Annotated in this window: 30 protein-coding genes; 20 read left to right on the top strand and 10 right to left on the bottom strand. The window is 36.9% G+C overall.

The features are described from left to right. Positions 1-5: 5 nt before the first annotated feature. The 4 genes from KUV80_RS13090 to KUV80_RS13075 all read left to right on the top strand — a co-directional run bounded on the left by KUV80_RS13090 (position 6) and on the right by KUV80_RS13075 (position 4,344). Positions 6-1,085 (top strand): diguanylate cyclase, encoded by a 1,080-nt coding sequence (locus KUV80_RS13090; protein WP_222463196.1) that lies wholly within the window; start codon positions 6-8, stop codon positions 1,083-1,085. Between the two features lie 220 nt (positions 1,086-1,305). Next, positions 1,306-2,580, top strand: coding sequence for an ammonium transporter (locus KUV80_RS13085; protein ID WP_222463195.1), 1,275 nt, complete (start codon positions 1,306-1,308; stop codon positions 2,578-2,580). A gap of 61 nt (positions 2,581-2,641) precedes the next feature. Beyond that, positions 2,642-3,619 (top strand): DUF294 nucleotidyltransferase-like domain-containing protein, encoded by a 978-nt coding sequence (locus KUV80_RS13080; RefSeq protein ID WP_222463194.1) that lies wholly within the window; start codon positions 2,642-2,644, stop codon positions 3,617-3,619. Beyond that, the gene (locus KUV80_RS13075; protein WP_222463193.1) at positions 3,616-4,344 is read left to right on the top strand and encodes an exonuclease domain-containing protein; all 729 of its coding nucleotides are present in this window, start codon (positions 3,616-3,618) and stop codon (positions 4,342-4,344) included. The genes KUV80_RS13080 and KUV80_RS13075 overlap by 4 nt, the downstream gene beginning before the upstream one ends. A 37-nt stretch (positions 4,345-4,381) precedes the next feature. On the opposite strand, the gene KUV80_RS13070 is transcribed toward KUV80_RS13075, so the two are convergent. Continuing rightward, a complete protein-coding gene (locus KUV80_RS13070) occupies positions 4,382-4,696 on the bottom strand; it encodes a MerR family transcriptional regulator (RefSeq protein ID WP_222463192.1) in 315 nt (104 codons plus the stop codon). Positions 4,697-4,983: 287 nt separating this feature from the next. On the opposite strand from KUV80_RS13070, the gene KUV80_RS13065 reads away from it, so the two are divergent. The 3 genes from KUV80_RS13065 (at position 4,984) to KUV80_RS13055 (ending at position 6,213) form a co-directional block, all read left to right on the top strand. Beyond that, the gene (locus tag KUV80_RS13065; RefSeq protein WP_222463654.1) at positions 4,984-5,424 is read left to right on the top strand and encodes a GNAT family N-acetyltransferase; all 441 of its coding nucleotides are present in this window, start codon (positions 4,984-4,986) and stop codon (positions 5,422-5,424) included. A gap of 121 nt (positions 5,425-5,545) precedes the next feature. Beyond that, positions 5,546-5,902: a rhodanese-like domain-containing protein gene (locus KUV80_RS13060; RefSeq protein ID WP_222463191.1), complete on the top strand. Its 357-nt coding sequence runs from the start codon at positions 5,546-5,548 to the stop codon at positions 5,900-5,902. Between the two features lie 14 nt (positions 5,903-5,916). Beyond that, a complete protein-coding gene (locus KUV80_RS13055; RefSeq protein WP_222463190.1) occupies positions 5,917-6,213 on the top strand; it encodes a rhodanese-like domain-containing protein in 297 nt (98 codons plus the stop codon). Positions 6,214-6,265: 52 nt separating this feature from the next. Here KUV80_RS13055 and KUV80_RS13050 read toward each other — a convergent pair whose 3' ends face one another. Both KUV80_RS13050 and KUV80_RS13045 read right to left on the bottom strand, forming a co-directional pair. Continuing rightward, the gene (locus KUV80_RS13050) at positions 6,266-6,562 is read right to left on the bottom strand and encodes a hypothetical protein (RefSeq protein WP_246625217.1); all 297 of its coding nucleotides are present in this window, start codon (positions 6,560-6,562) and stop codon (positions 6,266-6,268) included. A 96-nt stretch (positions 6,563-6,658) separates the two neighbouring features. Beyond that, on the bottom strand, positions 6,659-8,173 hold the full coding sequence (locus KUV80_RS13045) for an ATP-binding protein (protein ID WP_222463189.1): 1,515 nt from the start codon (positions 8,171-8,173) through the stop codon (positions 6,659-6,661). A gap of 250 nt (positions 8,174-8,423) precedes the next feature. Here KUV80_RS13045 and KUV80_RS13040 point away from each other — a divergent pair, with 250 nt between their 5' ends. The 4 genes from KUV80_RS13040 to KUV80_RS13025 all read left to right on the top strand — a co-directional run bounded on the left by KUV80_RS13040 (position 8,424) and on the right by KUV80_RS13025 (position 10,652). Beyond that, positions 8,424-8,714, top strand: a complete 291-nt coding sequence (locus KUV80_RS13040; RefSeq protein ID WP_222463188.1) for an AbrB/MazE/SpoVT family DNA-binding domain-containing protein — start codon at positions 8,424-8,426, stop codon at positions 8,712-8,714. Positions 8,715-8,752: 38 nt separating this feature from the next. Further along, positions 8,753-9,772 carry a Gfo/Idh/MocA family protein gene (locus KUV80_RS13035; protein WP_222463187.1) on the top strand — a complete coding sequence of 340 codons (1,020 nt, stop codon included), beginning with the start codon at positions 8,753-8,755 and terminating at the stop codon, positions 9,770-9,772. Positions 9,773-9,886: 114 nt separating this feature from the next. After that, on the top strand, positions 9,887-10,207 hold the full coding sequence (locus tag KUV80_RS13030) for a winged helix-turn-helix domain-containing protein (RefSeq protein ID WP_338083512.1): 321 nt from the start codon (positions 9,887-9,889) through the stop codon (positions 10,205-10,207). After that, a complete protein-coding gene (locus KUV80_RS13025; protein WP_222463185.1) occupies positions 10,200-10,652 on the top strand; it encodes an SRPBCC family protein in 453 nt (150 codons plus the stop codon). Before KUV80_RS13030 ends, KUV80_RS13025 begins: the two co-directional genes overlap by 8 nt. Positions 10,653-10,735: 83 nt before the next feature. Here KUV80_RS13025 and KUV80_RS13020 read toward each other — a convergent pair whose 3' ends face one another. The 5 genes from KUV80_RS13020 to KUV80_RS13000 form a co-directional block, all read right to left on the bottom strand. Then, complete coding sequence (locus KUV80_RS13020) at positions 10,736-10,909, bottom strand: hypothetical protein (RefSeq protein ID WP_222463184.1); 174 nt, start codon at positions 10,907-10,909, stop codon at positions 10,736-10,738. A 154-nt stretch (positions 10,910-11,063) separates the two neighbouring features. Beyond that, entirely contained in the window at positions 11,064-11,417 is a 354-nt protein-coding gene (locus KUV80_RS13015; protein WP_222463183.1) for a helix-turn-helix domain-containing protein, read from the bottom strand. A 148-nt stretch (positions 11,418-11,565) separates the two neighbouring features. Then, positions 11,566-12,720, bottom strand: coding sequence for a glycosyltransferase family 2 protein (locus tag KUV80_RS13010; RefSeq protein ID WP_222463182.1), 1,155 nt, complete (start codon positions 12,718-12,720; stop codon positions 11,566-11,568). After that, a complete protein-coding gene (locus KUV80_RS13005; protein WP_222463181.1) occupies positions 12,713-13,507 on the bottom strand; it encodes a sugar phosphate nucleotidyltransferase in 795 nt (264 codons plus the stop codon). Before KUV80_RS13005 ends, KUV80_RS13010 begins: the two co-directional genes overlap by 8 nt. Continuing rightward, on the bottom strand, positions 13,508-14,518 hold the full coding sequence (locus KUV80_RS13000) for a glycosyltransferase family 2 protein (RefSeq protein ID WP_222463180.1): 1,011 nt from the start codon (positions 14,516-14,518) through the stop codon (positions 13,508-13,510). 159 nt (positions 14,519-14,677) lie between these two features. Here KUV80_RS13000 and KUV80_RS12995 point away from each other — a divergent pair, with 159 nt between their 5' ends. Beyond that, positions 14,678-15,031, top strand: coding sequence for a hypothetical protein (locus KUV80_RS12995; RefSeq protein WP_222463179.1), 354 nt, complete (start codon positions 14,678-14,680; stop codon positions 15,029-15,031). Between the two features lie 94 nt (positions 15,032-15,125). Here the strand turns inward: KUV80_RS12995 and KUV80_RS12990 are convergent, their stop codons facing one another. After that, a complete protein-coding gene (locus KUV80_RS12990; protein WP_222463178.1) occupies positions 15,126-15,581 on the bottom strand; it encodes a hypothetical protein in 456 nt (151 codons plus the stop codon). A 368-nt stretch (positions 15,582-15,949) separates the two neighbouring features. On the opposite strand from KUV80_RS12990, the gene KUV80_RS12985 reads away from it, so the two are divergent. The 5 genes from KUV80_RS12985 to KUV80_RS12965 all read left to right on the top strand — a co-directional run bounded on the left by KUV80_RS12985 (position 15,950) and on the right by KUV80_RS12965 (position 18,722). Beyond that, positions 15,950-16,309, top strand: coding sequence for a helix-turn-helix domain-containing protein (locus tag KUV80_RS12985; RefSeq protein WP_222463177.1), 360 nt, complete (start codon positions 15,950-15,952; stop codon positions 16,307-16,309). Between the two features lie 322 nt (positions 16,310-16,631). Next, positions 16,632-17,081 (top strand): hypothetical protein, encoded by a 450-nt coding sequence (locus tag KUV80_RS12980; protein ID WP_222463176.1) that lies wholly within the window; start codon positions 16,632-16,634, stop codon positions 17,079-17,081. A gap of 62 nt (positions 17,082-17,143) precedes the next feature. After that, a complete protein-coding gene (locus tag KUV80_RS12975; protein ID WP_222463175.1) occupies positions 17,144-17,368 on the top strand; it encodes a hypothetical protein in 225 nt (74 codons plus the stop codon). 129 nt (positions 17,369-17,497) lie between these two features. Further along, positions 17,498-17,758 (top strand): hypothetical protein, encoded by a 261-nt coding sequence (locus tag KUV80_RS12970; RefSeq protein ID WP_222463174.1) that lies wholly within the window; start codon positions 17,498-17,500, stop codon positions 17,756-17,758. Positions 17,759-17,930: 172 nt separating this feature from the next. Next, complete coding sequence (locus KUV80_RS12965) at positions 17,931-18,722, top strand: DUF2935 domain-containing protein (protein ID WP_222463173.1); 792 nt, start codon at positions 17,931-17,933, stop codon at positions 18,720-18,722. 173 nt (positions 18,723-18,895) lie between these two features. Here the strand turns inward: KUV80_RS12965 and KUV80_RS12960 are convergent, their stop codons facing one another. After that, a complete protein-coding gene (locus KUV80_RS12960; RefSeq protein WP_222463172.1) occupies positions 18,896-19,024 on the bottom strand; it encodes a YjcZ family sporulation protein in 129 nt (42 codons plus the stop codon). Between the two features lie 354 nt (positions 19,025-19,378). Between KUV80_RS12960 and KUV80_RS12955 the strand changes: the two genes are divergently transcribed. The 3 genes from KUV80_RS12955 to KUV80_RS12945 all read left to right on the top strand — a co-directional run bounded on the left by KUV80_RS12955 (position 19,379) and on the right by KUV80_RS12945 (position 21,770). Beyond that, the gene (locus tag KUV80_RS12955) at positions 19,379-20,167 is read left to right on the top strand and encodes a DUF4397 domain-containing protein (protein ID WP_222463171.1); all 789 of its coding nucleotides are present in this window, start codon (positions 19,379-19,381) and stop codon (positions 20,165-20,167) included. Next, on the top strand, positions 20,167-20,796 hold the full coding sequence (locus KUV80_RS12950) for a sortase domain-containing protein (protein WP_222463170.1): 630 nt from the start codon (positions 20,167-20,169) through the stop codon (positions 20,794-20,796). The genes KUV80_RS12955 and KUV80_RS12950 overlap by 1 nt, the downstream gene beginning before the upstream one ends. 308 nt (positions 20,797-21,104) lie before the next feature. Continuing rightward, positions 21,105-21,770 carry a DUF4397 domain-containing protein gene (locus KUV80_RS12945; protein ID WP_222463169.1) on the top strand — a complete coding sequence of 222 codons (666 nt, stop codon included), beginning with the start codon at positions 21,105-21,107 and terminating at the stop codon, positions 21,768-21,770. Positions 21,771-21,920: the final 150 nt, after the last annotated feature.

Here is a 21,920-nt window from a genome sequence, read left to right as displayed (position 1 = left end):
AAAACATGATAATTAAAGAACTTTTTGCAAATCTGGCCATTTTAATTGCGTTGTTATACTTATATACACAAGTATCGACCAACTATCAACTAACGACCCAATCTTCTGTTAAAAGTAAAGTACTAACAGGAGTTGCAGGCGGTGTATTGGGAAACATATTGATGCAGTACAGCATACAAATCGGTACGACCATTATTGATTTACGACCGATTCCAATCCTATTGTTAGCTTACTTTGGGGGAGCCATTCCCGCCTTTATTTCCATGGTGATGATAATTGGCGGACGTCTTTTAATAGGCATTAATATCTCTTCATATGCAGCCATTTATTTGATGGTGTCTATTACTCTATTTTCAGTGTTGATCTCGAAAACAAAATTAACGGGACGGGTTAAGCAGTTTTTGATGCTGACTTTCACAAATATTGCATCAACCATCTTGTTCATTTATTTAATTAAAGACACAAATTATTTAAAGGTTCTTATCCCTGTTTATTGGATCGTTTCTTATTGTTCAGGGTATGTCGCGTTTAAAACGGTAAATTTATTGCGAAAAAGCCAGCAGTTATTTCAAAAATACAAAGCAGCCTCCACAGTCGATCCTCTAACAGGATTAAACAATGTACGGAAATTTGATGAAGTCTTTAACGCGAGCATCGCTGAACTTGAGAAAAAGAAGAAAAAGCTGTCGTTGCTTTATATTGATATCGATTTTTTCAAAAAGGTGAATGATACATACGGTCATGCAGAAGGAGATGTTGTCTTAAAAGAACTCGGACACATCTTGCGTTCATGTACCCGAACGTTCGATATCGTCAGCCGAAACGGTGGAGAAGAATTCACAGTCCTCCTTCTGGATTGTCCCTTAGAAGAAGCTGTTCAAATAGGGGAAAGAATTAGAAAGACAGTAGAAGATAATCCTTTCACCTTGGAAAAGGGCGGCAAAATAAATGTGACAGTTTCAGTGGGTGTATCGTGTTATCCAGAAACAACGGAAGATGTTGCGCTAATCATAAAAGATGCAGACAAAGCGCTCTATGAAGCTAAGAAATCTGGAAGAAACATGGTGTGTGTGGCCAATTATTAAGTATTGAACCAGGGAGGCATTCTCCTTGGTTTTTTTATTGGTTACGAAAGGAAAAAACGAAAAATGACAACCAAAAAAGAGCAGATAGAATGGAAGAAGGATATTGTGATCCATGATCAAACCCTCCTGAAAAACCATGTTAGATTATCTTACATAGGTGTAGAATCTTCATCAGAACTGTATAGAATGAAAAGAAACAGTGAAGCAGGGGGCGTTTCTAATGGAAGAAATAATGTTTTCGTTAAACAGTGTATGGCTTGTGCTAGGTGCACTTCTTGTCATTTTAATGCAGGGTGGGTTCATTTTGCTTGAAGCGGGATCAACCCGTATGAAAAATGCCGGACATATTGCTGGTAAGACAGTTTTTACGTTTGGTTTGGCTTCAATAGTATTCTGGGCAGTAGGTTATGGTTTTATCTTTGGAGGTAATTCAAACTTTTTTATTGGTTTGACTGACTTTTTTTATTCGGGTGAACAAGCGGAGGGGATTCCATATTCTACAGCTGCATTCTTCATGTTCCAGCTTGCTTTTGCTGGGATTTCGTTAACGATAGCGTTTGGTGGTTTTGCTGAGCGTGCAAAGTTATCCGCTTACCTTGTATTCGCAATCCTTTTTTCAGTTCTTGTCTACCCGGTAGTGGCCCACTGGATCTGGGGAGGGGGATGGTTAGCGGAACACGGCAAGCAAGATTTTGCTGGTTCAACAGTCGTTCATTTAACTGGTGCAATGGCAGCATTAGCGGCTACGGTTTTACTTAAACCGCGTATTGGTAAGTTCAATAAGAATGGCACATCCAACACTATTTTTGGACATAATCAAGTATACACTGCATTAGGCGTTATTGTTCTTTGGGTCGGATGGTTTGGTTTTAATGGGGGTAGTACATTTGTTGTTGATGATGGCTTTTTCGGATTTGTAGTTTTAAACACGAACATTGCGGCTGGAGCTGGAGCGGTTGCTGCACTTATTATTTCTTGGATGGTACTAGGTAAATCAGATATTCCTACAATCCTGAACGGGGCATTAGCAGGACTTGTTGCTATCACGGCATCATGTGCGTTTGTTGAAACGTGGGCAGCAGTTCTGATCGGATTTGTAGCAGGCATTCTTGTATTCTACTCTGTGAAGTTATTCGATAAGTTAAAAGTGGATGATCCGATTTATGCACTAAGCGTTCATGGTGCAGCAGGAATTTGGGGTACGTTATCTACAGGGCTTTTTGCAACACCAGAACTTGCGGCAGTCGGTAAACCGGGTCTATTTTATGGCGGTGGTTTCTCGCAGCTTGGTGTTCAAGCGATGGGTGTAACCGTATCAGCGCTTTACGCATTCGTCGTTTCTTTCGTTCTTTTATACGCGATGAAAAAGGTTATGAAAGGACTGCGTGTATCTGAGGAAGAAGAGATTATCGGATTAGATGTTAGTGAACACGGAAACTACGGCTATCCAGAAGCTTTCGTTACAAACAAAGAAAAAAACAGACTTGCAAATTAATAGAAGTGAAGGGCATTTTGGGGAACTCTCCCAATGCTTTTCTCACGTGGGATGTGTAAATATGTCTTATTTGTCGATAAAAAGATGGCGTGACAGTGAATGGAGTAACCATGAACATTCGTCCCGTGATGTAAATGTCTTTCATGACACGATCATGAAGAAAGTGTTTGATGCTGCGCTCAAAAAACACACTGAAGCCTTTGGACCACCCCCTTGCCTATATTCCTGGATTGTAATGGGTAGTGCAGGCAGATTTGAACAAGCTCCTGTCTCTGATCAAGACCATGGTTTGATCTATGAAAAAGAAAACGATGAAGCGGGTCATTACTTTCTTGAGTTTGGAAAAGAATTGGCATATGGTTTGAACGAAGTCGGTTATCCGTATTGTGATGGAAATGTAATGAGTTCGAATTCAGTATGGTGCAAATCACAAATGAAATGGAGTGAACAGCTTTCCAAATGGCTGAAAGAAGAAAGCTTCGAGAGTATTCGCTTTCTGTTAATTTTTTATGATGCACGAGTGCTTGTTGGTGAAGAAAAATATGGTGATAAACTTAAACAAATCGTACATGATTATATGAAGGAATACCCGCATTTTCTTGAAAGGTTATTTGAAAACACAGAGCATATAAAAAAAGCTGTTGGCTTCTTTCATCAGTTTTTAACTGAAACGCATGGCTCGCATGCAGGGAGCATTGATCTGAAACAATCGGGTTTTTTTCCATATGTGAATAATGTTCGTCTCCTTGCCATGAAAGAATGCATTAACGCAATTTCTACACTCTCAAGAATTGAAGAACTATTAAAGCTTCCAAGATATCAACAGGAGCTCAGCTGGTGTGTAAAAGAATTTGAAAATCTTCTTCACTACCGACTTAAATATCATAAAACAATGACAGAAAACTACGATGACATTCACTATCTCCATATTAAAGAACTAAGTAAGGATGAGAGAAAAGAGATCAAACATATTCTGTTAAATGGACAAAAACTACAAGATTATACACGCTCGGTCATTAAGGGAACGATGCACAAATGAGGATAAACCCGCTTATTCAGTTTATGAAACAAGTCCAGGGCAAAATTAACTCAAGTGTATACGCGTCTTTATCAGGACAATCCAGCCCGCAGCATGTTGCGTTTTTACGGCAGCTACAAAAAGAGTTAAAGGTAGAGGAGAGTTTGGTTGTGCCGCTTAATCAGCTGAATGTTGTAGTATTCGATCTAGAAACGACTGGTTTTAATCCTGAGCAGGGAGACAAAATTCTATCGATCGGAGCGGTGAAAGTCAGAGGTGGAGAAGTTCAGCAAGAGGATACTTTTTATTCACTTGTTCGTTGTAAGGGTAACCTTACTCATGAAATAAAGGAACTGACAGGACTAACTGATAGGGAGCTTGATGCGGCACCAGAACTATCAAAAGTGATGGTTGATTTTTATGAATTTGTAAAAGGTGCTGTTCTTGTGGCACATCATGCTAGTCATGAAAAGAAATTTCTGCAGCATTATAACTGGAAACTTTTTCGAAGTCAGTTCAAACATAGAATCGTAGACACGTCATTTCTTTTAAGACTCGCAGAACCAAAAAATAATTTTGTTCGTTTGGAAGATTGTTGTGAACATTGCGGTATTCCCGTCATTAACCGTCACCATGCATTAGGAGATGCGAGGATGACAGCAGAACTTTGGAGTATTTATGTAGAACGAATTCAAGCGTTAGGAATGAAGAATCTGCGAGATGTTTATGAGCGGCTATCCAAATAAATCAGTTGGCAATCTTTTAATAAGGAGTCGGCTGATTTTACTTTCTCATATTAAATTGAGCGTTTAGTTGACCCCGAATCATCTTGTTGCGTTCTTCACGGTTCTGCTTCTTCTTAAGCTCTTTTTTTATCTCATAGGTTTGGATACCGTCTTCAATGTGATCCGCAATTTCCATGAGCCGTTCAACATCAGAAAACGAATACTTTCGGGTGCCTTTTCCCGTTCTTTCTGGAAAGATAAGCTTTCGTTCTTCATAATATCGAATCTTCCTTTCAGACAGTCCGGTTAACTCACTTATAATACCAATGGTCATCACTTTTTTATCTTTGTAGGATGTGTTATCAGCTGCCATTCCAGTCCTCCTATAGAAAGAACGAAAACTCGTACAGACAATTCGGAATATTGTTAACTATTATATCATAAATTTGTTAGGTTTTCTTACATTTTTGTTGGTGAGCACTACGCTATTCTATTCCTCAGTGTATTAAAAAAGTAAGATTTATTTTTAATGACTCCTCAACCACGAGTGATAAAATAGGGATAACGATGATTAAACTAAAATTCACATAAAAGGAGTAAACGAATGTGGAAATTATAGAATTACATACAATAAACGAGTCAATTGGAGAACTTTCTTCAATGTTAGTTCGTGTTGTTCATGAAGGGGCATCGATTGGTTTTTTGCCTCCACTACGTGAGACGGATGCAAACATGTATTGGAAGAACGTTTTATCACCTGATGCCATTTTATGGGTCGCGAAAATGGAAGATAAAGTCGTGGGAAGTGTTCAGCTTCATCTATGCAGAAAGCCTAATGGTACGCATCGTGCAGAAATTGCCAAGTTAATGACTCACCCTTCTTATCGAAAAAAGGGTATTGCTCGTAAACTCATGGTGACTGCAGAAACAAGAGCTATTCAAGAAAAGCGTTCGTTGCTCGTTTTAGATACGAGAGAAGGAGATCCTTCTAATTTCCTTTATCAATCAATCGGTTATGTAGAAGCTGGTCGAATTCCGAACTTTGCTATATCGGAGAGTGGAGGATTAGAAGCGACCATTATTTATTATAAAAACATATAAAACAGGAAGAGGGTGGACAGCCTCTTCTTTTTTATGGAAGTGGTGATTAATTGGTTGACATTATACCCTATAGGGTATAATATAACGATAAGAAATCGTAGTAATAAAAGGGGATTAGACCATGGATTACATCAACTATATTCTTTTTGCACTGATCATTTGGTTTATGATACAGCGTTTTATGCCCATTAAAGGTGTGGAGAATATTACCACTCAAGACCTAAAGACAATGTTGAAAGATAAGAATAAGCAGTTTATTGATGTACGTACTTCAGGAGAGTTTTCAAGTTATCACATTCCTGGATTTAACAATATTCCGCTTCATCAATTATCAAAGAGAACAAATGAACTGTCTAAAGAAAAAGAAGTAGTCGTCATTTGTCAGAGCGGGATGAGAAGTCAAAAAGCCAGCAAAGTTTTAGTAAAATCAGGATTTCAAGTAAAGAATGTTAAGGGCGGCGTTTCGGCCTGGAGATAATGAGGAGGATGAAGATGAAACAACTAACAGCAAAAGAAGTAGAAACAAAATTAAATGAAGGACAAGTACTGAATATGATCGACGTTCGTGAGGTGGATGAAGTACAAGAACGGAAAATTCCTGGCATCACGCACATTCCACTTGGTTTGTTAGAGTTTCGGATGCATGAGCTTGATAAGTCAAAGGAATATGTTATGATTTGTCGATCTGGCGGAAGAAGCGGAAGAGCATGCCAGCTGTTAGATAGTCACGGCTATAAGGTGATCAACATGACAGGCGGAATGGATTCATTTGAAGGTAAGACGGAATAATGAAAACGCAGCTAAACACAACCTCCTGTAGCTTTTTAAAACAGGAGGTTTCTTAATGAAAACGTCTGTTTGAATCCTTGTTTCGGTAAGTACGGACGGCATTTATGAAAGAGGAATAAGCCCCAACGGCAGCTACTCCATAGAAAACGCCCATGATTACGCCGGTCCATAGGGAGTCCCCATGAACCATACATATCGATAGGAGAAATCCAAGAACAATCGCAATCGTTGGCTCCCAAGAACGAAAATAGGGAAAGAAAACCTTAAAAATCTCGATTAATACGATAATGGCAGGTATAGCAATGAGAGCATCCCAAAAGTTTGTATGAATGATGGGGAATATCTCCAATAACAATGCCTCCTTAACAAAACGTGCATGTTTTTGGCGTTCCTTATATGCTTATACAATAACCCCATGTATCATGAATAGCATTTGGAAAAATCTCTAGTTTTTTGCAGGAAGAACAATCTTGAATGTAGTTCCTTTATTGGCTTCGCTGCTAACGGAAATTGTACCTTTGTGATTTTGGATAATCTGATAGGTCACCATCAATCCTAAACCGGTACCGGTCTCTTTTGTCGTGAAAAAGGGATTGCCTAGCTTTTTCACTTGATCTTCTGTCATGCCTATACCGTTATCCTCAATGGAAACCGTGACCGTTTCATCGATCTGCTCTGTCGAAACACGAATATAGCCTCCTTCAGGTAGTGCTTCCATCGCATTTTTTATGAGATTGATAAACACTTGAGTGAGTTGGTTCTTCTCTCCGAAGATACTCACATCTTCGTTAATAGAATCATTCACAATGACCACATTTTTTAGGTTCGCTTCCGCTTCGAGAAGATAGATAACAGATTTAAGGATTTCGCTTAGATTACACATACTAAAATAAACCGCATGAGGCTTAGCTAATACCATAAACTCACTGACAATAAAGTTAATGCGATCGATCTCATTAAGAAGGACCTTTGTATAGAAATCCTTTTTTTCGCCGGTTGTTTGATGGAGAATTTGAACAAATCCTTTCACGGTTGTAAGAGGATTTCGGATCTCGTGGGCAAGCCCTGCTGCCAGTTCACCTACTAATGACAGTTTTTCCGACTTAAGAAGCATCTCTTCCGTTTGCTTTTTTTCTGTAATATCATATTGGATCGAAAAGTGTTGATACATTTTTCCTTCTGCCGCTAAAAAAGGAACGATCGTCGCATCCACCCAATAAAGAGAGCCGTCTTTAGCTTTGTTGCAGATTTCACCCTTCCACACCTTACCCATTTGAATGGAATCCTTAATATCTTGAACGAATTCATCAGTATGATAACCAGATCTTAGAAAGACACCATGGTTCTGACCGATTAATTCTTCTCTCGTATACTTGGAGATGTTGCAGAAATGCGTATTCACATAAGCGATGTTGTCGTTTTGGTCTGTTATTGCAAAAATGGTCGCTTCATTTAAAGCCACTTGAAAATCTTTCAGTTCTTTTAACGTAATTATCAGATCTTCGTTTGTTTCAGGCAAGGCAAGCTTCATATTAAACAGGGATTTTGTAAAATTTTCGGTTAACGAATTAGAGGCGTAATCTAGAAGTGGGTTCAGAATCTTCATGATTTGAAACACAGTAGAAGCAGAGATGTTATCGTTGTTCATTTCTTTTTCAAGATAGTCAAAAATGATGGTCCGCGTATACCGAAGGATGTCCAAATAATAGTTAAGAGGTAATTCAGGCTGTTCCAATTCAAAAATATCCGTCCAAGTATGGATTGTGTTTTTGGCTTGCTCATACTCTTCATTGAGCGCATTACTAAGATAGTAGAACAGTTTCTCGCTCATTATGTATATGTTGTTAAAATCCAATTTCAGTGAGGCATTTTCTTCCTTGAATTTTTCGGTAATGACATCAGCAAAAAGATGGCCGGATTTTTTGATTTTCCTTCTAAATAATTCAAGTTCTTCGCTCACGTTTCCCCCACCTTTCTACACTTACAATGATTCGTACATAGAGATATCTTTGACAGCCATGACTAAAATCCTTTAAATTTTCTAGGTCTAAAGATATTAACATGTTCTTCCCTAATCTTTATCTAGTCTGAAAGTAGCTTTTCATCAATACTTAGAATTGTAAAGAATGTCTAAATTTTCTTATATCTCCTTTACCAGATCACCTATTCGTAATATGATTTGACTATCATAACAATAGGGGTGAATATCATTGGTCATATTCACAGACAAGACTTACAATAATCAGAGGGGTTATTTTTATATCCCTGTTACATGGCGAGAAGAGTTCAATCTGCATAAGGGTAAAGAAGTTGGGATTGATGTCGATAATGACATCATTATCATTGACCGGCAACAGTCAAGAGAATTTACTCGAACGGTCAGTGCAAAAGGAAAATTAACGATTCCCTTGGAACTAAGAAAACATTTACTAAATAAAACATATGATATTATCATCATGCAAAAAGAAGAAAAGATTATGCTCTCACCAAAAGTGAGTTAATCAATTAATGAATACGAGCTGGAGAAGGGGTGGGTATAATGGTGAATGTTGCCTTACTTAGCAAATGGCACGTCCATGCCGTTGATTATGCTCGGGAAGCACAGGAAAATGAAGAGATCTCTATTAAAATGGTATGGGATGAGGACCATGAACGTGGAGAAACGTGGGGAAAAGAATTAAACGTTCCTTTTGTACGAGACCTAGAAGCTGTATTATCAAACCCAGAGATTGACGGAGTAATCCTAACAACACCAACCAATCAGCATAAGGACATCATAATTGCTGCAGCAAACCATGGTAAACATATTTTCACCGAAAAAGTTTTGGCTTTCTCTATTGATGATTGTGAAGAGATTTTTGCCGCTGTTGAAGAAAATAACGTTAAGCTTATGCTTTCCTTGCCCCGTTTGACAGAAAGCTCTTACCTGTATGCGCAGGATGTGGTGAACGAAGGCTTGCTTGGAGATATTACATACATCAGATGCCGCGTGGCACATAACGGAGCCGTTCCTTCTAAAGAAAACCCTAACGGATGGCTGCCTGAGCATTTTTATAAAAAAGAGGAGTGCGGCGGAGGAGCGTTGATCGACCTTGGTGCGCATCCGATCTACTTAACAAACCGATTAGGTGGAAAAGTCAAAGCAGTGAGCGGCAGGTTAAACCATTTTTATAAGCATGAAGTGGACGATAACGCCGTCGTAATGGTCGAGTATGAATCAGGCGCGATGGGAATGATTGAAACAGGCTTTCTTTCGTTCGGCAGTCCGCAACAGCTCGAACTCTATGGAACAGAAGGAACGTTAATGATTGAAGGCGACAACGTCCGATTGAAAAGTAAATCCTTCACAACTGAGGAGTGGTTTACTCCAGCACAGCTGCCACATCCACTCCCCTCCGCGATGAAGCAATGGGTAGCGTCGATTGAAGGCGGAATAAACCCTGTCATTACAAAAGAAGATATGTTGAATCTAACTGCCATCAATGAGGCGGCAGCTCGTTCGAGTAAAGAAGGACGCCGTGTTTTGTTATCTGAGTTAGGAATTAAACAAGAGACATAAGTTGTACAAGGAGTGACTTACACGAGTCACTCTTTTTTTATTATGAAAAGTTGTTTTGACATGCAACCAATAAGTTGCATATAATCAAATCAAAAGAAGGGGAGGTGTTACTTTATAGATTCGGTATTTAAAGCACTTGCTGATTCCAATCGCAGAAAGTTGTTAGACCTCTTGTATCAAAACAACGGGCAAACGCTTCATGAGTTATGTGCACATCTTGATATAACACGTCAGGCTGTAACGAAGCATCTCAAACTATTAGAAGAAGCACATCTAGTGGCAGTAGAATGGAACGGACGAGAGAAGCTTCATTATCTGAATCCGGTTCCTATACATGAGATTTATGAAAGATGGATCCACAAATATGAAGACCAAACTTTACAAGCCTTACATACATTGAAAAAGAATTTAGAGGAGGAACACAAAAATGAATAAACGGAAATTCGTTTATGTAACATATATCGCTTCTACACCTGACAAAGTTTGGGAAGCACTAACAAACAGTGAGATGACCGAACAATATTTTTTTGGTACAAGAGTGGAGTCGGATTGGAAAGAAGGATCAACGATTAAACACACACGTGAAGGGGCAGGGCCGAACTATGGTAACATATTAAAATTTGATCCGCCAAATGAACTCTCTTTTACGTGGACGTATGAAGAAGACACTAGCGAGCGAGATCTTTCGGTTGTTACGTTTACTTTGCAGCAAATGGAATCAACCGTTAAGCTGACATTGAAACATGATAACTTAATAGAGTCAGAGATTGTAGAAAAAGAAGATACGTTTGAAGGATACAATAATGGCTGGCCAGCAATCATGAGCAACCTGAAGACCTTACTAGAAACAGGTAAAACGCTGCCTGCAGTTGTTGTTTAACCTTGTAAATTAATTGAAAGAATAAAAAAGTAGGAGCTGCCGATAATGTTGGCAGCTTTATTCTGTGTTGAATAAAAAAATATTCACTTTTTTAAACAAAAATACAAGATTTCTACAAGTTGTTCAAGCAACATTGTATTTCCATAGCTCGATAAATCAAACAGAATTTGTTGAAATTTATTTGTGTCTAGCCCCTTTTTTTCAATAGCCTGAAGCAATTTCCAATATTCTTCGTTGATTGTTTCATTGTTTTTCATCTATTTTTCACCTTAATTCAAATTGAATCCCTTATCGGGGTTAATATAGTATATGGTGAAAAGTTGGTATTCGGAACCAAAAGAAGATAAAATTTGTGTAAATAAAACCAATTGGGTTGAATATAATAATCTTGCACTAAATATTAGGAAGTTTCTATTGATCGGTTAAAGTTTCTCTTAACTTTCGAATCATCATAATAATAAATTCTGCCTCCTTTTGAGAAACCTGTTTACCATCCAATAAAAAGTTATATTTGTTTAACAGATCTTCAGATGAAAGCTCTAAGTCTTCCATGAAACTTTGCTCTTCACTTGAAAAACCTTCGTTATCTAATAAATAGGTCAACTTCACCTCATAAATATTTGCAATTTTAGATAGTAACTTTATGGAAGGAGTAAGAAGGCCACGTTCAATTTTGGACAAGTTACTATAATCATATTGAATTTTATCCGCTAACTCTTTAATGGTGTCCCCTTTCTTTTTTCTTAGTTCCCTTATCTTTTTCATAAGAAAAGATCCCACCTTATTATTAATGTATAATTTTGTTAATTACAGCTCTTACATACATTATATTGCGTCCATATAAAAAGTTAGCCTTTTTTAACACATAAATTTAAAAATAACAAAAAAGCTGTTGCTGCACAGCTCTTTTTCCTTACAAAATTTTGTTTTCAATAAAGTAAAATGCATCAAGAAAATGGTGATATTTATTCATTCGAAATAATTTTATCTTTTGTTGTTTAATCGTTCTTCTATTTAGTACGAGCTCTCTTTTGTTAATTGGGACTGAAGCCAAGTGTGCAGCAATCTGTTCTAGTCCTGCCTGAAATAGAGTAAGAAGTGATATGAACTCAACAGGATGTTCATCAATTAAAGTTACATACTCTTTCACGATTAGACTTTCCTGAACACGATTGATCTTTCCTAACAAAAAGAGTGCGTGGATGCTCACTTCAAAAGCGCTATGCTTGTTTTGAAAGTAATAAAAATTCGGGATCATCTGTTTTTCAATAAAATTAGGAGGAATAGGATGTTCTTGATGATACGCTTTTATGTCGCTTTTACTAACAATATAAGCTCCTTGTTTATATAAACGGTACCCAAGTTCCCAATCTTCATATCCCCAACCTTTGAAGTTTTCATCAAACCCTCCTGTTTGTAACAATAATTCTCTTTGTAAGGAGACATTCCCACTAAGAAAAACAGTCCATGGCTGCGTAAAACCTTTTAATTCATCACCATAAGTCTCTGAGATTTCTGGAAAATAAGGGTTTGGAAAAGATAATTTAATAAATTGAGAGGTGTGGATATCTTCTTTCTTTATCAAGGGAACAGGATAGGATTCAGGGAGAGTTCGCAGTGGAAATGAGTGGTGTTTAGCTAGATGTTTGATATGGTTTACTTGATTATGTGAAAAGTCAGGGTAATACATGGTAAAAACACCTTTATGATAAAAAGTTCCACTTACCACGAGGCTTTTGTCATTACGATGGTGATTCATATGATTTTCAAGAAAGTCTGGTTCGGTCAACATTTCGGAATCGAGAAACAAGATAATTTCTCCTCTAGCTAATTCTACTCCTATATTTCTAGAAGCTGCTCGACCTTTATTTACGGAATTTCGAATATAGGTGAAATGATACCTTGATTCAAAATGTCTTAATGATGGTGTTTCATCTGTAGAACAATCATCAATAAATAAAATTTCAACTTGGTCGGATGAAATGGTTTGATTCTCCAGTGAATACAAACTCCACAAATTTAATGGATACCGATTATAGGAAGGTATGATGATGCTTAGTTTAATCATCCTTATTTTCCTCAAAAGAAAGCGAATTTTGAATCTCAATTGCTTTTTGTAGATCCTCAACTGTCCCCATATCTATAAAATGGCTGCCTTTAATTATACCAATATTTAATCCCTCACCAATCGCACTATTGAATGCTTCACTTAACGTATATTCCGTTAGCCTTTCACTTTCGGACAGGAATTTCGCTAATCTAGATTGAAAAGAAGGTTTCCACATGGCTACACCCCATGCAAATTCTGTGTTCGGTTTTTCTTTTGGTTTATCCACAATCCTTTTCACTAAAGATTTCTCTTCCAGTTCTTCATATTCGACCATGCCTAGTTTATACCATTGGTCGGTTTTGAAAAGTCCAAGTACAACATCTAGGGTGAGATCGTCTAATAGACGTTTTTTCATCTGAGTAAATATACAAGGTGGATAAAAGAGCGTGTCAGGCAAACCTAATGCGATTAAATATTCATCCATTTTATTTATCCAAGGGTCAATACATGTCAAAGCATCTACCAAGCCATTTGGTTCTTCTTGCAGTAAATAACAAAAATTCATTTTTAGGTTTGTTCCGCTTTTATAATACTTCTGAATATCTGTTTTAGCCACAGATGTTATCCAATAGAGATCATCGATTCCCGCTTTTTTTAGAGCTTCGATTAAATAGGCAGAAACGGGTTTTGGACATATTTTTCCATGAGCATTCATGAATCCTAAAGGAAATAATTCTTTTGAAAAAGGGAGAGGAGATAACCGTGATCCTTTTCCAGCAGCAGGTATAACACCAAATACTTTCAACTAAAATCGCCTTCCTTGTTTAAGTTTCTTCTTAATCATACGTGACAAATGAGGGGGACAAGCAGATTTTCTAGAGAAATAATAAAAATCTTCCATTTCGTCCAAAGATCCTTGATGCTCCAGTCTAGCAATCATTTTTTCTAAATTATGCAGAACGGAATTCTCATTTAGTTCATCAATTTCTTTACATATATTATTTTTAAAAAAATGATCAAATTCTTTAAAGCAATAAAAAAGCAAAATGTCTATATTAGGGTGTTTCTTAACAATGTAATTAATATTAGACTGGCTTTCTTTTTGTTGATTGAAAGAACGTTCGTGTTCTTGATGAAAATTTTTGATGTTTGTATCCATTATAAATGGAAGTCCATTTTGATATAGACGGTATCCTAGCTCCTCATCTTCTCCTCCATATCCTTGAAACGATTCATCAAAGCATCCTGCCTGAATGATATGCTCTTTTCTCACAGATACATTCATAACCACAAAGTACATCCAAGGGAAGTAAAAGGAGGATAAATGCTTACCATACAATTGAACAAATTGTTTAAACCAATAAGCCCAAGGTTGCTCAATTGCTTCATTTTGATAGGCTCTGCTTTTTATAGACTCTAAAGAAAGTGAAGTACTTAAAGGGAGCTGTTGCCAAAAGGAACCGCAAACGACTAGATTGTTATTTGCTTTATGATAGTTTAGATGTTTCTGCACAAATTCAGGAGGAAGAATCATGTCACAATCACAAAATATTAGGACCTCACCATTAGAATGATGGATTCCTTTGTTACGTGTATAAGATCTACCTGAGTTTTTATCATTTTTGTGATAAATCACTGAAAATGGGAAGATAGTGTTTTCTATATATTCTTGAGTCTGATCTGTAGAACAGTCATCAATAACCACAACCTCCAAATCGGAGAGGGTGTAGGTTTGCAAAGTGATGGAAAATAAACATTTTTTAAGTCTTTCAATTGCATTGTATGTGGATAAGACAATGCTTACTTTAGGTAACATCGTTTCACTACCAATCTTGTTGTGTTTATGTAAACTATGTCCATCTTAAAACTTCTGTATAGGCATTTTGGTAATTATTACAATAAATAGGTGATTAACTTAACGCAAATTGGTATATCGTACATATCTTGAAGTAATTAAAGAAAGGAGAGTGTTAAAATGGATAACACTTTGTTTAACGAAAATACCCACACTGATAAAAAAAATAAGTGTGATACATGCATTTGCGAGCTTTTAGAAAAATTGGCAAATGATACTCTTGGTTTATGTACAGATAATGAAATGAAGTTTCTGGTTATTCTAAAAGGTGCTTCAGAGCCTTTATCAATAAGCAGTATGAGAAGTACGGAGTTTAAACTGGAAAGATTCGATCGTAAATCGTGTTGTGTGGTCTTTAGTTTTATGGAACACTGCGGAAAGCATCAACATGAACAAAAAAGAACGATCATCCTTGACTGTCGTTGTATTTGTGCTATCGTCTGCTTAGGCGACAAAAAAATCAAACCTTACTAAGACTTGTGAAATATGCTAAAACAACACCCACTTCTATTTGATGTGGGTGTTGTTTTAAAGACAAAGAAAAAAAGAGGATTCCCTCTTCATTTAATTATTTGTTTGAAATCGATTCATGTTCTTTAAATTGAGATAGGCTCATTTGTAACACATTTTCATCGCTTTTGTTTAATTGTACACAATGAGCATCCACTCGATTAACATTTCCATTCTCATTTAAAATAGGATCAAGTGAAATAATGAGGAATATCTCGGTATTAGAAGCAGGGGTTAAATAATAAAAAATGGGGTCACCTTGCCATGCCTTTTCATAATTATTGAAAATTTCATCAGAATAAGTTCCTAAAAAGTTCTGATTATTATATAAGCTTTTACCAATTACATCTGTTGCCTTTAGGCGTAACAATTCCAGTAGATTGTCGTTTATATCTATATAAATATATTCATTATTCCTTTTTATAAAAGAAAAATATAACGTTTCGTGCTTCTTTTCATATTCTCTTATCAATTTTCGAATCAAACTTACTAAGTTTATGCTCTTTTTTTCCATAAGAGATCCTCTCCAATTGTATAGTCCTTTAGCCTATTTTAATGTAATTATAAAGTACTATTAGTTAATTGGTCTATACACCAAAAGTCGTAATAGTAAAACTTATTAATTTACTTATTACTTCATGATTAAAACTTTTTATTTAAGTCTACTCCTGCTTTGGCGGAGCAGGAGCAGTTTCAAAGGAGTGTATGAGTAACATATTTCATGACTCATGTTAAAATTATATGCAGAGACATTATTTTTGGTTACATATACCAAAAAAGTAGATAATTTTGACAATTACACCAATATAAGTATAATAAATTTACATGTAAACGTTGCTCAACTTAGAATGAAGATAATGCTTAAATGGGAAGTGAATTAGTTTGAATGTGAAAATTAAAGAGCTTCGCAAAAAAAATGGAGATACCTTAAAATCTTTGGCTAAAAAAATCAATTATGATTATAGCAACCTTTCAAAAATTGAAAGAGGTGTCTATTCGCCTTCTTTATCATTATTGGTGAAAATTGCTGAAGTATATTCGGTAAACCTGATGACTTTATTAGACGTGAACGAACCATTCACACTAGAGGAAGAAAGTTTGATGAAAGAACTTGATTTTTCTTCAGACGAACTTTTGGAAGAATACGATTTATGTTTAGATGGAAAAAAAGTTACTAAACATGAATTTGATTTTATTATCCAGACTCTTAGAATGTTAAGAGATACAATACAAAACAAATAGAAAAAACCATTTTAGTAAGGTTTGTTTTAATTGTTTTCACGTATTAAACTGTTATGAAAGATATTCGTATGACACCCCTTTCCTACGCCCGCCCTATATTGAAATTTTTAATATGGAAACAACTTATACATGATATAAGTATCAATTTCAAACCTCTTCTTATACCTGTCCCAAAATCTCTCATCATCTCTTTTTCAAATCCAAAAGTTTCCTTTTAAAAAATCTCCAATCTCCCTTAAAGAGAATACTAAACTAGGTACCGTACAAGTGTTACAAACATACACATAATGCATCGATTTCTTTTGAAAGGGTGTTTTTTGTGATGAGACAAGGTAATAGGTGGAAGTCTGTTGCTGATGAACTGGAGAAAAGCCTGTATGGTGAGCAAATTGTGTGCTCCATGAGTACGGAGTTGTATCACATACCCAAAACAAAAAAGTTAGAAGGAAACAATAACATGCACCGTTTTCTCGTTCCGGCGTCCTACCATCGTGTAACTGCTGTGGGTTCAGCCATCCGCATGGTTAACGGGTATATTACGCCATCTGTTCTAAAAACGTTAATTCTCTGTATCCAACAAGCCGAGGATCAAGACAAAGGAGTACGAAAAAACTTAAAGGTTATGCTTAAAGCAGCACCTGAACCGTATAAACCGTTCGTAGAAAACATCATTCAATGGCAGGACTATGCCGAGTTGCATCTTCAACACGCCAAGCAGTTAACGATGCAAATGACAGGTTCCTCTAGTTGGCAAGATTCTTCGAGCAATTAAGCCAACCGTTTTAAAAATGAAGAGTAGGGTATATAGATAAAAAAATAAAGGAGGTGGATAGCATGTCTGTTTATGACCAAATCAGCTCGTGTTGCAGCAGGATTGAAAAAGCAGACACAAAAGAAGACATACTCCGCGAAGTAGATAAGCTGGATCAATACGCTTCTTATCTTAACGCTGATAAAGCAAAAAGACTCCACATTCATTGTGATAATATTCGTAAATTAAACGTTGACGTAAAGGTTGAAACCCATAATCAAGCTCAATTTATACGAAACCTATTTTAATCGTTTGTTAAAACAAGACTGCCTACGTGCGGTCTTGTTTTTATATTACGGACAAGCAGGAAGCTTGACAGGTTTGCAGAACATAACAGAAGGGATTGAAGAACAGATAAGGTTAGGGGTTGTGAAGCGATGATAGACTTCCTGTTAAACATGCTTGCAGGCGGTGTAGGTGATAACTCTTTAGATACAAAGAAAATTGACAAGCACATTGAGCAAATGAAAAAATACAGCTGGTTTGCAGCATTATATGATGATGAAAACTATCATTCTTTATTTTTTGTGAGTAGAAGAGTAAGAGCCTATTTACAAAGTTCTTTTCGAGTGAAAAGAATGATCCATAATGAAAAAGCACGGGAAAAGTTTGTACACTTGTTAAATAAGCAACGGTAGTACAAAGAAGGCGATACGAGTAGATTATAGAAAACCGTTGCTAGCCTCTTAGAACAGAAAACTACTATTCTCAAAAACAATAAAGTGTACGAAAACAGCATAGGGAAATTATCATAAAGGTTGTACGAAGTGAATATACTCCAATGGTGAAAAAATCATTAGGGGTGAATCAATGTCTAATTCGTTTGTAATGCGTTCAATTGATGAAATCCGTTTTTGGTCAAGAATCATGAAGGAACATGCCTTATTTTTAAGTCTTGGATTTAATGCTGATGATAAACAACTTATTCAAGAGGCGAAGCAATTCATACCTGTATTTGAACAAATTGAAGAACAACTCAGTCAATACTCGCAGAACTCTGATCCTCAGCAAATTATCAACTTTAATAATCAGGTTTACCAATCGGCTGTTTCCATTTGGGCATATAATCGAAAAGTTCTTGGGTTAACGTTAAGCTGTAAAGTAGTTTCAAACAATTATGCTCTTTTAATTGACCATACGAGCCGGGAAGCCGCCTATTTTGCGAACCGTCTAAAAGAATTAAATGAAGGGAAGCTGAGACCATTACCAGAAGCCATCATAAAAGAAAATGTATTTTTTCTTAAAATTATGGCGGACCATGCCAAGTTTATTGGACATCTTCTTGATCCATCTGAAAGAAAGCTTGTCGATCAGGCAAGAGAATTCAGTCATGATTTTGATCAACTTGTGTTTCAAGCGATTGATTTGGATTCCATGCGTCCACAGTCAGAAACCAAACCGCTGCTCAATCAATTTCTTGATCAAAACCGTGTATCCGTCGTATCGTTAAGAGATTTTAAAAAGGCTGCAACGGAGTTAATTGAGGCCTGTAGAATCAAGAGCAATATACATCCGCTCCTTGCCGATCATGTTTTCCGTGAAGCTGAAAGGTTTCTTCATATTATTGATATGTTTGAGGATAGTCTAACTTCAGGAAGTTAGGAGATAACGCAAAAAAGACGCTTTCAGAAATAAAAAAAGCGTCTTTTTATATGTAATGAAAGATGACTACAATAGCAAAACCTACGATAATAATTTGTGTTCCGTCTCCATTACCATTGTAAATTCTGCTACGTAGCCATATTATAAATTATTTTACTGCTTTAAGCGGTTTATTAGAAGCCGCCAAATCCATAACCGCCGCCATAACCAAAGCCACAGAAACATGCTGCACCTACGATAATTAACAAGATGAAAAGGACAATAATTAGTGCAAATCCTCCACCTTTACAACCAAAACTCATGTAAATCCTCCTCTCTGCTTATATCATCACTCACAATCATGATATGTAGGAGGGAAATAGAATGAGTAGGACAGTATCACAAGTTTTAGTAGATATTTTCATTTAATTTTAAAAAGTTGTTACCGGTTCAGGCTTATGAAGAAAATAACCTTGAACAAATTGGACGCCAAGACCTTTAGTGCTCTTCCCTAAACCACTAAGTTTTAAAAAGAAGGGGAAACCTTGAACATTTTATAAAAATGTAAATCTTTAAAAAATATAGTTTAAGGTTATGGTTTATGTGGTACATAAGTTATACAAATGACTTACAAGACATGTACAGACGTTTGTATACCATTTTAGAGGAGAGATGAAATGAAAAAGATAGTAGGATCTGCACTTGCCGCTGTTATGATGTTTGCTTTAATGGCCACTGGGGTATTCGCTGAATCGAATGACGCGATGGTTCGTATTGTACATGCTTCACCAGATGCACAAGCAGTTGATGTTTACGTGGATGGAAATGCAGTTGTTGAGGGAGCAGAATTTAAAGCAGCGACAGATTATATGCCAGTGCCAGCTGGTGAGCACAAAGTAGAAATTTTTGCAGCGGGAACAAAGGATAATGCAGTAATTTCACAAACTGTAACTGTTGAAGCGGGTAAAGCTTACACGGCGGCAGCTGCCAACACACTTGAAATGATTGAATTGGTAGTAGCAGAGGATTCTATGCAAGCAACTGAAGGGAAAACGAAAGTTCGAATCGGGCATCTTTCTCCAGATGCACCGACTGTAGATATAGGATTGATTGGTGGAGATGCTTTGTTTAGCGGTGCTACGTTTAAAGCATTTACAGATTATAAGGAATTAGATCCGAATACGTATGACTTAGAAATTCGTACGCCTGACGGTACACAAGTGCTTGATCTTTCAGGAACAAAACTTGAAGCAAATATGGTATACAGCGTATATGCGATCAATACAGCCGATAAGCTTGAAGTATTAGTTCTCCAAGATTCGATGGTCATGCCTTCAGAGATGCCTAAGACTGGAATGGGCGGAGCTTCTGAGTCAACGACTGATTATACGACTGGAATCATCGCTTCTGTTGTAGGGCTTGGCGTTCTAGCGTTTGCCGCTTACCGTAAAAGAACGGCTCACTAATGAAACACTTATGGGTAATAGCTATTTTCCTGCTGGGCAGCTGCTCAGCAGGAAACAATAGTTTATCAACGAATGAAACGGCAAAACAAGAGCTGACACAAATTGCAACAGTTACTACGAGTCATATGATAAATAAAGATAAAAACCTTCCGAAAGAAACTTCATCAGATCCTGTTTTGACTGGAATTGACCCGGAGAGAATTGAAATTCCTTTATTGGAAGTTGATGCTCTAATAGACGGGCAGGGGTTAAACAAAAAAGGTCAGATGGAAGTGCCTGATAACGGTAAGGATGTGGGATGGTTTGAATTAGGAGTGAAACCAGGTGCACGTGGAAATGCGGTCATAGCTGGTCATGTGGACGATTACAAAGGCCCTGCTGTATTCTTTTATCTAAAAAAACTAAAAGCCGGTGACTTGGTTCATGTATACAACAAGGCAGGAGAGAAAGTCTCTTTTAAAGTAGAACGAGTCGTTGCTTATGAGAAAGATGAAGCACCTATCCGGGAGATATTCGGTCCTTCTCGTGATGGAAGGCTGAACCTGATTACTTGTACGGGACTATACGATCGTAAGTCAAACGAACATGAGAAGCGGTTAGTCGTTTATACAAAAAGAATCGATTCATAAACAAGCGGATTTCTATTAAAAGGAGTCGGCTTGTTTCGTTTTATGATGGTTTTAGTATGTCTTTTTAGAAATCTTCTTCATCGATAGCCAACAACCTCCTTCTTAAGATTCACCCCTTACGTATACCCTTATTCAATTTTTAAAAAATCTTATAAAGTACAGTTCCCTGTTTGAGTTTTTCAAAATGAAGTATAAATGATTTTGGATCATCAAAAACTAAACCGAATGTTATCCAATGACACTTTTTAAGAAATTGTGAGGGTACATCAGATAAACAACTAGAACACTACAGAAATGGAGAGATAAAGATGAAGAAGTTTGTAGGTATCGCACTTACGGCTTTCATGTTGTTAGGTTTAATGGCGACAGGAGCGGCAGCCAACTCGAACGATGCATTGGTTCGGATCGTGCATGCTTCACCAGACGCACCAGCAGTTGATGTTTATGTAAATGGGAAACCCGCTGTAAAAGGTGCGTCCTTTAAAACAGCAACAGAGTATATTCCACTGGCTGCAGGACCACATAAAGTAGAAATCTTTGCTGCGGGAACAACATCTAATCCGGTTATCTCTCAAGAGTTAACGGTCGAAGGTGGTAAAGCTTATACGGTAGCAGCAGCCAATACGCTTAAAAATATTGAATTAGTAGTAGCTGAAGATGCTCTTCGTGTTACAAATGGAAAAGCGAAAGTCCGTGTTGGACATCTTTCTCCAGATGCGCCTACAGTAGATGTGGGAGTAATCGATGGACCTACACTCTTTAGTGGAGCATCGTTTAAAACAATTACAGATTACAAAGAGTTAGATCCAAACACATACCGTTTAGAAATTCGAACACCAGATGGCAAACAAATATTAGGTCTTTCTGGCACCAAATTAGATGCCAATACCATCTATACCATTTTCGCAGTAAATACGGCGGATAAACTTGAAGTGGTTGTTCTTAAAAATCCAGGAATGCCTTCCACACGATAAAAGTTTAATACGAAAAGAGCTAACACCAAGGTGATATGCTCCCCTTTAGGTAGACAGATGAAATAAAAAATCTGTTTTACCTTAAGGGGAGTTTTATTTATGGGGTATTCTAAAGAGTTTAAGTATAATGTGTTGCTCACTTATGAACAT

This window comes from Fictibacillus nanhaiensis (genome assembly GCF_019801215.1).
GTDB lineage: Bacteria > Bacillota > Bacilli > Bacillales > Fictibacillaceae > Fictibacillus > Fictibacillus nanhaiensis_C.
Note: the sequence above shows the minus strand (reverse complement) of the source record. Positions and strands in the feature narration are given on the sequence as shown.